14 protein-coding genes are annotated in these 13899 nt (G+C 35.2%); 6 read left to right on the top strand and 8 right to left on the bottom strand.

Annotation, left to right across the window (positions count from 1 at the left end):
* Positions 1 to 140: 140 nt before the first annotated feature.
* Positions 141 to 947, top strand: coding sequence for a septum site-determining protein MinD (minD, locus tag ACP6PK_RS15140; RefSeq protein ID WP_094674676.1), 807 nt, complete (start codon positions 141 to 143; stop codon positions 945 to 947).
* Positions 948 to 1007: 60 nt separating this feature from the next.
* On the top strand, positions 1008 to 1292 hold the full coding sequence (gene minE, locus ACP6PK_RS15135; RefSeq protein ID WP_426560451.1) for a cell division topological specificity factor MinE: 285 nt from the start codon (positions 1008 to 1010) through the stop codon (positions 1290 to 1292).
* Positions 1293 to 1850: 558 nt separating this feature from the next.
* On the opposite strand, the gene ACP6PK_RS15130 is transcribed toward minE, so the two are convergent.
* Complete coding sequence (locus ACP6PK_RS15130; RefSeq protein ID WP_256386615.1) at positions 1851 to 1976, bottom strand: hypothetical protein; 126 nt, start codon at positions 1974 to 1976, stop codon at positions 1851 to 1853.
* Between the two features lie 98 nt (positions 1977 to 2074).
* Between ACP6PK_RS15130 and atpD the strand changes: the two genes are divergently transcribed.
* Together atpD and atpC are read left to right on the top strand one after the other, a co-directional pair.
* The gene (gene atpD, locus ACP6PK_RS15125; protein WP_426560449.1) at positions 2075 to 3529 is read left to right on the top strand and encodes a F0F1 ATP synthase subunit beta; all 1455 of its coding nucleotides are present in this window, start codon (positions 2075 to 2077) and stop codon (positions 3527 to 3529) included.
* 183 nt (positions 3530 to 3712) lie between these two features.
* Positions 3713 to 4123, top strand: coding sequence for an ATP synthase F1 subunit epsilon (atpC, locus tag ACP6PK_RS15120; RefSeq protein WP_426560447.1), 411 nt, complete (start codon positions 3713 to 3715; stop codon positions 4121 to 4123).
* On the opposite strand, the gene ACP6PK_RS15115 is transcribed toward atpC, so the two are convergent.
* The 3 genes from ACP6PK_RS15115 to ACP6PK_RS15105 form a co-directional block, all read right to left on the bottom strand.
* Positions 4120 to 4419, bottom strand: a complete 300-nt coding sequence (locus tag ACP6PK_RS15115; RefSeq protein ID WP_426560445.1) for a DUF7734 family protein — start codon at positions 4417 to 4419, stop codon at positions 4120 to 4122. The two genes, atpC and ACP6PK_RS15115, sit on opposite strands and share 4 nt — an antisense overlap.
* Positions 4420 to 5109: 690 nt before the next feature.
* Positions 5110 to 5730 (bottom strand): DUF3177 family protein, encoded by a 621-nt coding sequence (locus ACP6PK_RS15110; RefSeq protein WP_426560443.1) that lies wholly within the window; start codon positions 5728 to 5730, stop codon positions 5110 to 5112.
* A gap of 179 nt (positions 5731 to 5909) precedes the next feature.
* Positions 5910 to 6137, bottom strand: coding sequence for a Calvin cycle protein CP12 (locus ACP6PK_RS15105; RefSeq protein ID WP_426560441.1), 228 nt, complete (start codon positions 6135 to 6137; stop codon positions 5910 to 5912).
* A 1034-nt stretch (positions 6138 to 7171) separates the two neighbouring features.
* On the opposite strand from ACP6PK_RS15105, the gene ACP6PK_RS15100 reads away from it, so the two are divergent.
* Entirely contained in the window at positions 7172 to 8416 is a 1245-nt protein-coding gene (locus ACP6PK_RS15100; RefSeq protein ID WP_426560439.1) for an FIST signal transduction protein, read from the top strand.
* A gap of 468 nt (positions 8417 to 8884) precedes the next feature.
* On the opposite strand, the gene ACP6PK_RS15095 is transcribed toward ACP6PK_RS15100, so the two are convergent.
* On the bottom strand, positions 8885 to 9976 hold the full coding sequence (locus tag ACP6PK_RS15095; RefSeq protein ID WP_426560437.1) for a metallophosphoesterase family protein: 1092 nt from the start codon (positions 9974 to 9976) through the stop codon (positions 8885 to 8887).
* A 561-nt stretch (positions 9977 to 10537) separates the two neighbouring features.
* Here ACP6PK_RS15095 and ACP6PK_RS15090 point away from each other — a divergent pair.
* On the top strand, positions 10538 to 12283 hold the full coding sequence (locus ACP6PK_RS15090) for a hypothetical protein (protein WP_426560435.1): 1746 nt from the start codon (positions 10538 to 10540) through the stop codon (positions 12281 to 12283).
* A gap of 41 nt (positions 12284 to 12324) precedes the next feature.
* Here ACP6PK_RS15090 and ACP6PK_RS15085 read toward each other — a convergent pair whose 3' ends face one another.
* The 3 genes from ACP6PK_RS15085 to ACP6PK_RS15075 form a co-directional block, all read right to left on the bottom strand.
* The gene (locus tag ACP6PK_RS15085; protein ID WP_168186409.1) at positions 12325 to 12471 is read right to left on the bottom strand and encodes a hypothetical protein; all 147 of its coding nucleotides are present in this window, start codon (positions 12469 to 12471) and stop codon (positions 12325 to 12327) included.
* 201 nt (positions 12472 to 12672) lie between these two features.
* Complete coding sequence (locus ACP6PK_RS15080; RefSeq protein WP_426560433.1) at positions 12673 to 12828, bottom strand: hypothetical protein; 156 nt, start codon at positions 12826 to 12828, stop codon at positions 12673 to 12675.
* Between the two features lie 138 nt (positions 12829 to 12966).
* Positions 12967 to 13557, bottom strand: a complete 591-nt coding sequence (locus tag ACP6PK_RS15075; protein WP_426560431.1) for a hypothetical protein — start codon at positions 13555 to 13557, stop codon at positions 12967 to 12969.
* Positions 13558 to 13899: the final 342 nt, after the last annotated feature.

The following is a 13899-nucleotide window of genomic DNA, read 5'->3' as shown; positions in this document are numbered from 1 at the left end:
CATACAAGGTTTAGAATATATCAGTTTTGAAGTCTTTGCTAACTAACTTAATTTGGCAAAAACAAAATTTTATTGACAAAATAACCCTTTGTATTGTAACAAAAATTGACTATATACAATTACTTAATGTCTAATAGCTTATGAGCAGAATTATTGTGATTACTTCTGGTAAAGGTGGAGTGGGAAAAACTACCTGCACAGCCAACTTGGGCATGGCTTTAGCTCAACAAGGTCGCCGAGTCGCAGTAATTGATGCAGATTTCGGTTTGAGAAATTTGGACTTACTTCTGGGTTTGGAAAATAGAATTGTCTATACAGCAGTGGAAGTTTTAGCAGGAGACTGTCGCCTTGAGCAAGCAATAGTTAGGGATAAGCGACAACCCCGTTTATCTCTTCTACCTGCTGCCCAAAACCGGATGAAAGAGGTAGTTACTCCTCAACAAATGCAGGAATTAGTAAATATGTTGATGCCAAAATATGACTATATTTTAATCGACTCTCCTGCTGGAATTGAACAGGGTTTCCAGAATGCGATCGCGCCAGCCCAAGAAGCTATAATTATTACAACCCCAGAAATATCTGCTGTCCGTGATGCAGACAGAGTAATTGGACTCCTAGAAGCAAATAACGTCAGGAATATCCATCTAATAGTTAATCGGATTAGACCCCTGATGGTGCAAGCTGATGAAATGATGTCTGTACAAGATGTAGAGGAAATACTTGCTATTCCACTGATGGGAATTATTCCAGATGATGAAAAAGTAATTGTATCTACTAACCGAGGAGAACCTTTAGTATTATCAGAAAATCTTTCTCAGGCAGGTTCAGAATTTAATAATATTGCTCGTCGTTTGGATGGAGAAAAAGTAGAGTTTATAGACTTAAACCCCCCACAGGAAAACTTTTTTACTTGGCTGCGTAAACTATTGTCATCTAAAGTTATTTGACCCTTGAAAATTTACTAAACCTAATTCATTTATGAATTATCTTAGTTCAAAGATAAGCTAATGCTAAACGAAATTCTAGAAAAACTTTTTTCTAAAAATACTCCTAAGAGTCGTGACGAGGTTAAGCGTCGTCTAAAATTGGTTATTGCCCATGACCGTGCCGATCTCAATCCAGAATTAATTGAAGCAATGAGAAAAGAAATTATGGAAGTAGTATCTCGTTATGTCGAAATAGATGATAGCGATTCAGAATTTTTGTTAGAAAATAATCAAAGAGCTACAGCTTTAGTAGCCAATTTACCTATAAAACGTATTAGGGCCAACCCAGATACTGATAATAGTTAAGTAATAATATAACGACGACGGATAATTGTAACATTATTGTTGACATAATTTATTTTTTTTAATTTGACAATATTGACATAAAGTGATATATGTGCCTACTTATCCTCCTGTATCATATAGAAAATTAGCGAGCAAAATAATTAATATTATCCTGGATGAACGCTTCAGTGATAATCTAAAAAATGACCGGAAAATTGGGTTTCAACCCTAGCCCTTTTAGGACAACTAAGGTTTTTCTTAAGAATTGAAATGTCCCGTATTTGTCCGGGAAAAGCGGAAAGTCAATGAGAAACTCATGTCTTGAAGCACAATTTCAAAATGTCAATTCCCCCTAACCAAGATTTTTAGGGGGAAAAGGTTGTTAAATTGTCGCCAGGGGACACTTGGAGACTAAAAACGGACGTCGAGGAAAGCATAAGACTAGCTTCAAAGTTAGCAGCATTTACTCGAACGTTTTTCTAGGACTTGTTTCTAGTTGGGCTCATGTAATGGATATGCTATTAAATTACGATCACCTTTAATGGCCTAGAGTGTGGTATATCTTAATAGACTGCCTATTTAGAGATGCAAGTATAAAGAGCGAGAGATGCGGTTGGCTTGACCGTGAATGCCTGTGGAGGTTGTGCTGCCGACAGTTACCGTAGAAGCAGGAAGTAAACATTGAAATGTCACTAATTGTGCCATTTTATATAAGTTTTATGAAGCAGGATGTCAAATATTAATCTTCAAACAAACACCTTTCCGAACAATTTCGGATAAGTCAATAATTACAGATAAGTAGAATGGTAAGCACCGCAGAAAAAACAAACGTAGGATATATTACTCAAATTATTGGTCCAGTAGTAGATGCTAAATTCCCTAGTGGAAATCTTCCAGAAATCTACAACGCCTTAACAATTACAGGCCAAAACGAAGCAGGACAAGATATTTCTGTAACTTGTGAAGTACAACAACTTCTAGGTGACAACCAAGTTCGAGCTGTGGCCATGAGTGCTACAGATGGCCTAGTGCGTGGCATGGAAGTAGTAGATTCCCGTGCTGCAATTAGTGTGCCTGTAGGAACTGCTACTCTAGGTAGAATCTTTAATGTTGTCGGTGAACCTGTAGACGAATTAGGTCCAGTTGGAACCGAGGACACATCCCCTATTCACCGTCAAGCTCCTAAACTTGTAGAGTTAGAAACTAAGCCTTCCGTTTTTGAAACTGGTATTAAAGTTGTAGACCTACTTGCGCCTTATCGTCGTGGTGGAAAAATTGGTCTATTTGGTGGTGCAGGTGTAGGTAAAACCGTTATCATCATGGAATTAATTAACAACATCGCTAAAGCTCACGGTGGAGTATCCGTTTTTGGTGGTGTGGGAGAGCGGACTCGTGAAGGTAATGACCTTTACAATGAGATGGTTGAGTCTGGAGTAATTAACCCAGAAAACCTCGGTGAATCTAAAGTGGCCTTGGTCTATGGTCAGATGAACGAACCACCAGGAGCTAGGATGCGTGTTGGTCTGTCAGCTTTGACAATGGCAGAATATTTCCGGGATGTTAGTAAGCAAGACGTACTGCTATTCATTGACAATATCTTCCGATTTGTACAAGCTGGTTCTGAAGTATCTGCTCTTTTAGGAAGAATGCCATCTGCGGTGGGATATCAGCCTACTCTTGGTACAGAGATGGGTGAATTACAAGAACGTATTACATCCACAAAAGAAGGTTCAATTACTTCTATTCAAGCAGTATATGTACCTGCGGATGACTTGACAGACCCTGCACCTGCTACTACTTTTGCTCACCTAGATGCTACTACAGTATTATCAAGGGGTCTTGCTTCTAAGGGTATTTATCCAGCAGTTGACCCATTGAATTCTACATCTACTATGTTGCAACCAAGCGTAGTTGGTGATGACCACTATAATGTTGCTCGTTCAGTACAATCTACTCTACAAAGATACAAGGAACTTCAAGATATTATCGCCATTCTTGGTTTAGATGAATTATCAGAAGATGACCGTCTAGTTGTAGCTCGTGCTCGTAAGATTGAGCGCTTCTTATCACAGCCATTCTTTGTAGCTGAAGTATTTACAGGTTCTCCTGGTCAATATGTGAAGTTGGAAGATACCATGAAAGGCTTCAAAATGATTTTATCTGGTGAACTTGATGATTTACCAGAGCAAGCTTTCTATATGGTGGGTGGTATTGACCAAGTAATTGCTAAAGCTGAAAAACTTAAGGCAGAAGCATAGTCATAATTTGCTCTGTTCGTCCTCAGCTAGGAAATAAATGTTGACCAAAAAATAAGGTCTCCTACCCCTTGCAGGGGCTCGAAAAAAATAAACTTCAGTATTTTAAACCTCTGGCTTTCCTGCGGAATGCGGAGCTAACAGCCAGAGGTACTGATAACTGATAAATGATAACTGATAACTGAAATGACATTAACTGTGCGTGTAATAGCTCCCGACAAAACAGTTTGGGACTCAGAAGCTCAAGAAGTAATTCTACCTAGTACAACAGGTCAATTAGGAATTTTAGGTGGACACGCTCCACTGTTAACCGCCCTCGATACAGGTGTAATGCGAGTTCGTGCTGAAAAAGACTGGATGCCGATCGCTCTGATGGGTGGTTTTGCTGAAGTAGAAGCAGATGAAGTAACTATACTTGTTAATGGTGCTGAAAGAGGAGATGCTATTGACAAAGAAGAAGCTCGTTTAGCATATCAGGAAGCTGAAGCACGTCTGCAAAAAGCTGAAAGTGCCGATCTGCAAGAACAAATTCAAGCTAAACAAGCTTTGAAGCGAGCCAGAGCACGTCTACAAGCTGCTGGTGGAATGGTTAACTAAAGTCCTACTTCTGTTAACAGGGACTGCATTTGCTCCCAGGCCAGTCCCTGTTGAATATAAATGGGTGCTTCTGGATTGTAGGGACTAGCAAGTAGATCGACACCTATAATTATAGCTGTTTCTGGCAAGACAGGTATATCTGGGTCAAAAGCAGTAGGTCGCATCAGAGAACTAGAAAAACCTTTGAAGATAGCTATTTCATCTGGTTGTTCATCAATTACTACTTTAACTATTAATACTTGATTTGGTCGTTTAATTGTGTATTGTTCCAAACGATGAGCAATATTCTGATTCATTTTTTACAGTTCAATAATTAATAATTAACAATTAATAATTAATCATTACTTTTTCTTAAAAAAAAGAGGATTGCTTAAAAAGAAAAATTATTTTTTTATCCTTCAAAAGAGAGCCTTTAAACCTTGTTTTTTCGGTCAAACATTGTGTTGACAATATAGTAATTCCCATCAGGAGTTAGGTATAAAATTTTTGATTTTAGGGAATTGGAACCACGGAAGAAAAAAATGCTGTACTTCATTAATATGAGAATTACTATAGATAGATATTTATAACTAAAAGTAGTAGTAGTGTAAAATTATTTATTTATATAATTTATATAATTTATATATTTATAATCAGCTATATTTATTTTGCCTCTTGAATACCTCAATAAAATGTTAAATTAATTTTCTCTAGGTAGTTAGAAAGCATTTATCAAGTATGTCTTAAGGAACAAATCTTGCTATTTGTCCTATTTGGTGGGTTAGGGCGTGACTTAAACCAGAAAAAAAATAAAGCCTTATGCCTGCCTAAAGCACCCTACAACCGCTTGATGTTTTGTTTATAGACGGTCTCTAAGAGAATAGCAAAAAAAAAAGAAATTATCAAATTTTTGCACTAGACCTATTTGTTTCCCTGCTTAATTTCTCTACTCCCTAAATTCAGGGTGATTTGATATTTTTGATTGGGAAGTCCTTGATAATATAGAATTAATTTCCTGTAGCAGATCGCCCTTGTCTCTGTAATTTCACCAAAACAAAATAGCAAAGAAAAATTGTATAAATTATTAATCCAGAGAATCCCAAAAAACCTATAAATTCTTCAGGCCAATCTGGGTGAAAAATTTGTTTAAATAACCAAGGTGGGTCTAACCAAACATTACAAAAAGGTTCATTCAGTAGATCGTTGCGGGATTTAAAAGCACAAATAGCAAAAGGAATTTGTGATATTATTCCTATCAAATTATAAATAGTAGCAGCCCAACGCCAAGAGGTAAAACTTGCCTTGAGAGGAGAATTTCGTAGTTCTCTGATTTCCTCATTCAAATCTACCCAAAACCACAAAGCTACAGGAATTAACAATCTAGCTATTAATGATGTTAAAAAACCGATTGGTACTGCAGCAATCATTAAGTAAACTGTGATTGCCAATAAACTAGCAACTCGCCAATAAATAATCAATAAGTGTTGAATAGCTTCAGATTTTTTGACAAAAGCCCAAATCAATAGAAATAGGGGTAATACCACAGTAAATAACACTGCTAACCTATAGTCCATCCAGACAAAAATTTCTAATCCAGATGTAATAGCTAAGGGTAAAAAATTCAACATAATTTAGTAATTTATCAAAATTATTTAAACATCATTATTAACAATAAAAAGTTATTTATGGTATTATACTAATTTAATAGTAAGCAACTGAGTCACAAAGTGAAGGACCTCAGTTGCTTACTTACTGAACATATGTACTCAATAAACTACATTCTGATGCAGCCTATTATTAGTTAATTCTAGTTATCGTATACTCGGCACTCAGCAGCGTCAGGATTATCATCGCAATAATTTTCAAAGGAATTTTTAGGTTGTTTTTCCTTTTGATGAGAAGCCTCAGCTTGGAGTTCTTCCACTGCATCCCAAGCTGCTGCACATTCTTTAGAGTTAGCGCCAGAAACATCACAAGCGTTACGAGCTACCTCGCGCTCTTGTTCAATTTTTTCCTCAATGTTATTATTAGTCATAGTTTTCTTAATTTTTACTTACTACCTACAGATTTTAGGATCTAATTCCTAACTAAACTAGAACACTAGAACAAGGGCTAGGAATTGAAAAACAGGCCAAGAAATCAGCTAAAATTATTTCTCTATTCCTAGTTATATAGGTTTCCAGAGGTTCCTAACCAAATGATCTTGATCTTTTAAGATTTGCCCGCCAAGAATCAAAGCATCAGATTGTCAAATGTCCAGGCTGCCAAACAACATTTAATATACTAACATAGCTAAAATAACAAGTTGTTCTATAAGTAAAAATTATCTAAATAAAATCAAAAATTATCGTAAATCTCAGAGTATTTCTATAGGTCTTTAATATATTTAGTTAGAACTTATAAGCTTATTGATAAATTCAATTCAATAGTCACAATTATTTCAATAAATTAAGAAGATGTGAGGTTTTTCAGGAGATGGCACACTTGTCAGGGATGGTGAGATATACTTGAAAACTATCTTTAATATTTCCTCTTAGTTTGTTGGCGCTTTGGTTTTTCCCTACTGCTACAAAATTTTGTACCTCCAAGACTAGAAAACTCCTGTAAATGCACAAAAAAAGTCACGAAAAATCAGAATTAAATATAATTAAATCTGCTGATTTGTAGGAAATAAAAATCAAATACAGTTGGTGTGGTTAAATGATTAATATCGATCTGGAAATATCTATAAATTGTGGGTTTATTTTTCATTAGACAAAGATGAGGATAGTTTGCTTCCAAGTATTTATCATTCACCATCTAGATGTCTATTAAACAAGATACTATTTCTCATCTAATTATTTATATAGGTTTTTGAGGGGATCGCCAGGGAAGGGAGGAACTTTCCGGCAAATTCTTAAATAATGTAAATCATGTCTTTCTAAATTAGGAGTCAAAAAATTAACTCCATCCTCTAGTCTTCTGCCTGATTTTCGCTTTTAACCCTATTCGTGATTTCCTATTCGCAATTATTTAACTGAAATATTAATATTAGAAATACAATTATAATTCATAAGGAGCGTCAAACAGATGCGGTGGTCAAACTCTCTATCAACCCGTCCTTCATTAGAAGCAGCAGTTAAAGAAGTAGCAGAAAAAAGTTTAGAATCATTAGGAACTACAGCAAATTTAGGACTGGTATTTATCTCATCAGCTTTTACCAGTGAATATCCACGACTAATGCCCTTGCTGAAAGAACATCTACCAGAAACAATTATCATAGGCTGTGGTGGTGGCGGTATTGTTGGTATGAATGAGTACGGAAAACCAGAGGAAGTAGAACAACAGACAGCCATTAGCCTTAGTTTGGCACATTTGCCAGAAGTAACGGTAAAAGCTTTTCACATATCAGCCGAACAACTACCAGACTTAGACAGTTCTCCCGATGATTGGTGTAATCTAATCGGAGTACCTACTTCAGACCAACCTCAATTTGTTATTTTTGCCGATCCATTTTCTGGTAGAATTAATGACTTGCTTCAAGGACTAGATTATGCTTATCCTCATTCCCCCAAGGTGGGAGGATTAGCTAGTAGTGGACTAAATGGCCAAAATTCTGGACTCTTTTGTGAAAATCGACTCTATCAAAAAGGAGTTGTAGGAGTCTCTCTTTCTGGCAATATTATCTTAGAAACAATAGTAGCTCAGGGTTGTCGCCCTATTGGCAAACCTTATCGGGTTACACAAGGAGAGCGTAATATTGTTCTAGAACTGGAAGAATTAGCTAATTCCGATGAAATTGTTAGTGATGGTGTTAGACAATCTCCATTAGAAGCACTACAAAATTTAGTACAAAATCTCAATGAACAAGACCGCAGACTAGCCGAAAATTCTCTATTTGTCGGTATAGTCAGAGACGAATTTAAGCAAAATTTAGAACAGGGAGACTTTTTAATCCGTAATTTAATTGGGGTAGACCCTAAAGCAGGAGCGATCGCTATAGGTGATAAAGTGAGAACTGGACAACGTATTCAATTTCATTTACGGGATGCCAATACTTCAGCAGAAGATTTAGAAATGTTACTAGAACGCTATCAAAGAGATGTTGCTTTGGACACTACAACTACGAACAATGCTGCTGCTCTAATGTTCTCTTGTTTCGGACGCGGGGAGGGACTATATGGTAAGCCTAACTTTGATTCTAGATTATTTAGTAGTTATTTGAATATTCCCATAAGTGGGTTTTTCTGTAATGGTGAAATTGGCCCTGTAGGTAGTAATACATTTTTACATGGTTATACCTCTGTATTTGGTATTTGTCGTCAACCTTCTTGATAGAATTGATATACCTGAAGTCAGAAGTTAAATTCGCAGCACGAACTAAATTTGAAAGTTTGAGAATGCCTTAATAGTAATAGCAACTGGCTTAATATCATGTCCGGTAGCATCGGTCTTGTAAGGAAGAAGGCTTTAATTATCTAGGAGAGAAGGGTTAAAAGCACAAAAAAACTTGAAATTTCCCATAGATATTAACAGTTAGGTTTACACAAACAATACCAGTGGACATGATATAACTGAATAATAATTTAAAAGTCAAAAGCGATTAAATATGAACTTTTGACTTAACTACTTTTGACAAGTAAAAATTATTACCTATTGAAAATAAAATAAAGTCTAAAATCAAAACACTTCTTGCAAACGTTAGAAATAATAGAAAATAAGAAAGATCGACATTATAAAAAAGTCAGAAAAAGTTTATTTTTGTCATAGGTTGAATAACTGACTTAGGCAAATAGACGAATTTTATTGCAACATTAATGTGGCATTATTATCAATATTATTAGTAGCACTAAAACGTTGAAAATATTGCCGGACATCAGGTGGAAAATTAGGAAAGTCTAACACAGCATCTCCAGCAGCAATATCAGCCCAAAAATAACGCAGACTAGGAGCAAGTTTTTTGGCAACTTCTGGGGATAAATTTAAAGGATGGTTAGTCAAAAGTTTAGACATAAAATGAAAAGAGCGCTCGCCGATCCAGTCCCTAGAAATATCACTTAGATTAGGTAAGTTAGGCAAAGAATTAACGCGATGACTCTCAATTTTTAAAGACTGTTGACCATCGGCATTAGTAGTAAAATCAATTATCCGATAAGGATGAGGATAACTAACTAAAGAACCAGTTGTAATTTCATAAATTCCTTCATATTCAGCAATATCCTGAACATGAAGATGACCAGTAAATATAAGTTTTACATCATAAGATTGGAGAATATCTAACAATACAGACTTATTTTCTAACATATAACGACGACCAAGAGGGTTATTATATTGGTCTGGCAAATGTTCAATCACATTATGATGTATCATTACCAATACTAATTCCTCTTCAGCAGTGGTTAAAACTTGTTGTAACCAATCTAATTGTTCTGTGTCTAAACCACCAATATATTCTTGTTTTCCTGAATTATCAAATTGATTAGAATTCAGCCCAATTATCCGCAGTCCAGGTAATACTTGTTCGGTATAATATAATTGTTGTTGATAATCATATCCGCAATGATGATAATAACTAGGAAAATCTGCTAAACCAATAGAATAATCATTGGCAAATTTGATAGGTACATCGTGATTACCAGGAACTACATAAACAGGGTAAGGAAGTGCAGCTAATCTTTTGCTTAACCAGGTATGATTTTCTGGTTCACCATCTTGAGTTAAGTCTCCGGGTAGTAGTAAAAAATCAATATCTAACTTACTTAAATGTTCTAGTACCAGTTCTAAAGCAGGAATACTAACTTCTACTAAATGAAAACGATGTGCTTGTTCAGCAATAGTATGAGGAACTGCAATATGTAAGTCACTAGCAACAGCAAATCTAAAATTTAAAGCCATGGAAAAAGTCCTCTGGAAGTTAGGCTAAATTAATATTTTAATTATTTCTCTAGATTTCTATTGTATTTCACAATTAGTGAGAAATAAATAGGATGTGGACAACTAGAAAAATTCAAAGCTATTACCTGTAAACTTTGATCGAGGCTGAGTGCTGAGTGCTGTTTGTGCAAAATCCTAGCACGGAAATGCTCAATTCTATAGAACTCATTTTCTATCTTTAGATATCCTAATTTTCTTTTCTACAACATTCGCGGTATAGCTGTTGCTAGGCTCCTAGTGCAGGATGGCGGAAATATGTTACCAGTGACAAAATACTCAAAGCCTTACCAATCAAAACTTATGACTTCTGTACGGGCGTTAACGTTTGCGGAGCATTCCGATAGGAAAGTTGTGCGTAGCTAATGGCCATTCGCCCGTACGACTTCTGACTTCCGCGTAGCGGTACTAGCCATTTGCCCCTACTTGTGACTTCTGCTATAAGTTGACGGTTAGATATAATAACATTATTATATACTATAATATAGAAACAAAAAGGCAATCTGTAAACTCTAGGTGAAAGCAATGCCAGAAGCTGAACTTCCTGGAAACCAGCACTTATCAGAAACAAACGATCCAGTAAATTACAAAAATCTGGACCAAAATTATGAAGCCGACAAAATTGAACAACATCTAGCACCAGAAAAACAAACATCTTCAGAGAATGATGAGTGGGAGACTGTTAATTTCCCTGGTGCTATTGGTGTAGATTCAATTCCAGTATTAGAAACAACCTCAGAAGAACAACAAGATTTAATATTAGCTAATCAAAATCAACCCCAAATAAAGTCCCAGGAAGTTCCAGGAGTTGAAGTAGTTTTGACAAAAGATTCTACCGAAGAACTAGAATCTGCAAATCTTATGGAAGCTTTGCATGAATGTAACCGTGAACTGGTAAATCGAGTTACAGAACTAGAAACATCCTTAGAAGAATGTCAGCAAACTCTAGAAAATCAAGAAAAGTTACTAGAAGAAAGAACTAGAGAATTAGCAGCAACTCAACAGCAGGTAACTCGTCTATTCTACAAACTAGAATTGTGTAATCAAATTATTCAGCGCCAGGAAGTTTTAGTAGAGTCTCTAACAGATAGGTGGGAAAATAGTCAGCAACAACAGGCACAAATGGAAAGAGAATGTGCTTTAACTAAACAATCTTATAACCAACAAAGTTATCATCTTCAGGAATTAGAAAATAGTTGCCGAGAGTTGCGCTCAAGATTATACCGACAGCAACAGCAAACTCTACAGTTTAAAGCAGCTTTAGAAAGATGCTTGGAAATGCCGGGGAGAATGGATACCACAAATCAACCAACAGAAAAACCTACAGAACTATCTCCAATTGTAGCATCTCAAGTAAGTTCTGAATCTGAAACTTTAAAGGGAGAAACATCTCCAGTTACAACATCTGAGGTAAGTTCTCAATCAGAACCTTCTAAACAAGAGAATCCTTTTATTAAAACTAACACGAAAATATTACCTCTGACAAATTCGGAACCAGTTCAACCTTGGTCTCCACAGATACAAAATCAACAAGAAGAAGAATATATTCTTGACAAGAAAGAAACAACTATTGCTAAGATTAATTTAGGCAAAAAAGTAGATTTACCTGAAGGTTTGACAAGACCACAACAAGTATCATCATCAGAAGAAAATACTTCTGAGAATCACTTTTTTGCTGAGGTCAGCGAAAGTACATTAAATCCTACTCTACCCTCATTTAGTAGAATAGGTGAAGTTCCTAATTATGAATTAGTAGACGAAGCATCCCAAAAAGATATTTTAGAAAATACAGAAGTAGGAGAGTATGTAGTTATAGAAAATGATTTAGCTGAAGCACAAAGTCAATATCAGGAAGTAGAAAGATTCGAAGAAAATAAGGTCATAGCAGAAACTAAAAAAGTAGATACTTTTGCAGAGGAAGCAAACACAGAAATTAAACATGAACGGATATCATGGAATATATCTACAGGAAAGTGGAATGTTTGCGAGTATCAACCTGAACCAGAAATAGAAATAGATCCCGAAATAAATGCAGAAGAGTTTTCTGAAGTTGGAGAGGAAGTGGAGCAAAGTGTTGAAGAAACAAAACCATTCAGTAGTAAGCTAGATTTACCAACTTGGAACCCACCTGTATTTGAGTCTGAACCTTTTGAAGAAGAAGATGTAGTATCAGAAGTGCCACAAAAACAGGGCTTTTCACTAGGAGCAATAGATTTACCTAACTTTCCTAGAATTCCTATTGATGAACAACCATCGGCAGTTAATGGGTAAAATTTAGTTGAGAAAAATTGTAGCGTTTTGCTTTTTTAAGATTAAATATCTAGTATTGCAAATAATTCTTTTTGCTTTTGGTTATTTTCCAATACTTCTTCAACAGTGAACCAATGATTGACAATAAGTTGATGGTTATTCAGGTCATCTATTGCTTTTTGAATAATAGAAAAACTTTGTAAAATCAAAAGTGTTCTTGATTTAGCATTAATTGTTTTCGCTCGACTTAAACTTTTAATTGCAGCACCTATTCTCTCTAAAATACCAGCTTGGTCAATACCTCCTTTTATTTCAACAGCAGCTATAATTTTTTCATCTTTATAAATTCCGCAACAAATGAAAATGCAAAGGCTTCTTTGTATCTATATAAACCTAGAATTGGTAGAGATTTATTGCCAATAGTAAGATACCAGTTTACCTAACTTTAGTTCCTCTTGAATGAGATGTGAAAATTTAGTTTCTATGCGCTTTCTTTCATTGTAGTTATTGATAGAGCTTTTAGCAGTTTCATCTTCCCATTCTGGAAATAGACTAAGTTGTTTCATTAGTAATTTTTTTTACTTATTTGTCTGAGTAATGGAAAGATTACAGTGTAAGTTTTTCAGTCACTAGAGCTGCAAAAAGTTGGTATTTTGAGAATACAATATTCGCTCTCCCCACACTTCCCACAGTTCCCACACCTCTTATCTTCCCCCCGCTTCAATTGCAGAATTAGCCATTTTTGCTAAAGTTTCCCCTTCAATTTCAGGACTTTGACCAACACCTTTTAAAGAAATGCGATAAAAGACTCCTTTATACTCCCAGCCAATAATTGGAGGCGCACAAGATGCAGCACAAGTTAAGGGTCTAAAATATCCTTTAATATTTTGTACTAAACTCAATTCTCTACTAAATTCATCTTCTAAAGATTTACCTCCCTTTTCAGCACTAAAATAACCAATTGAACAAGCATTACCAGTACAATTAGGTTCAAAAGCTAAAGTAATTTTATAACCATTAGTTGTACCTTTACCCTCAATATAAATCTTTTTATCTGTACCTGTAATTAATAATTTACTAGGCAGCAAAATTGGCACTTGAGTTTGTTCTTTTATTTTCGGCAAAATTTCCTGTAATTCTGTTGCGACTGGTGTAGATTTTTCAGCGAGTAATACATTATTATTTTGGGGATTAATTGGATGATTAAATGCTTTAAGCATTGGTTGTGAATAATTCCCAAATACTATTAGACTGCTGAGTAAAAATGTGCTTTTAAAAAGAGCAACTATAGACATAATTAAAATCCTAGCAAAATATTAAACTGAATATTGAAGCAAGTTTTAGGTAATAGGTTTGAGCCGAAATCCAGTTATAAATTCATCCTATTCACGAGTTCCTATCAAGACAGCTCTTACCGAATAATTAATCATTAAATATATTGGTTAAAAGTCTCCCTTTATCAATGGATAATTGATAATTAAAGAGTTAGAAAGTTAGAGATTTAGAGAGTTATTTCATTATCCACTATCCATTATCAAGTAATACTATTTCCTTAATATTCAATTCCCTTAGATTTTTAACCAGAGGTAATTATCCATTATCCATTATCCATTATCCATTATCCATTATCCATTATC

The organism is Dapis hubbardiae BLCC-M172 (genome assembly GCF_050016015.1).
Classification (GTDB): Bacteria; Cyanobacteriota; Cyanobacteriia; order Cyanobacteriales; family Microcoleaceae; genus Trichodesmium.
The sequence above is the reverse complement of the archived record's forward strand: the minus strand, read 5'-3'. Positions and strand labels throughout refer to the sequence as shown.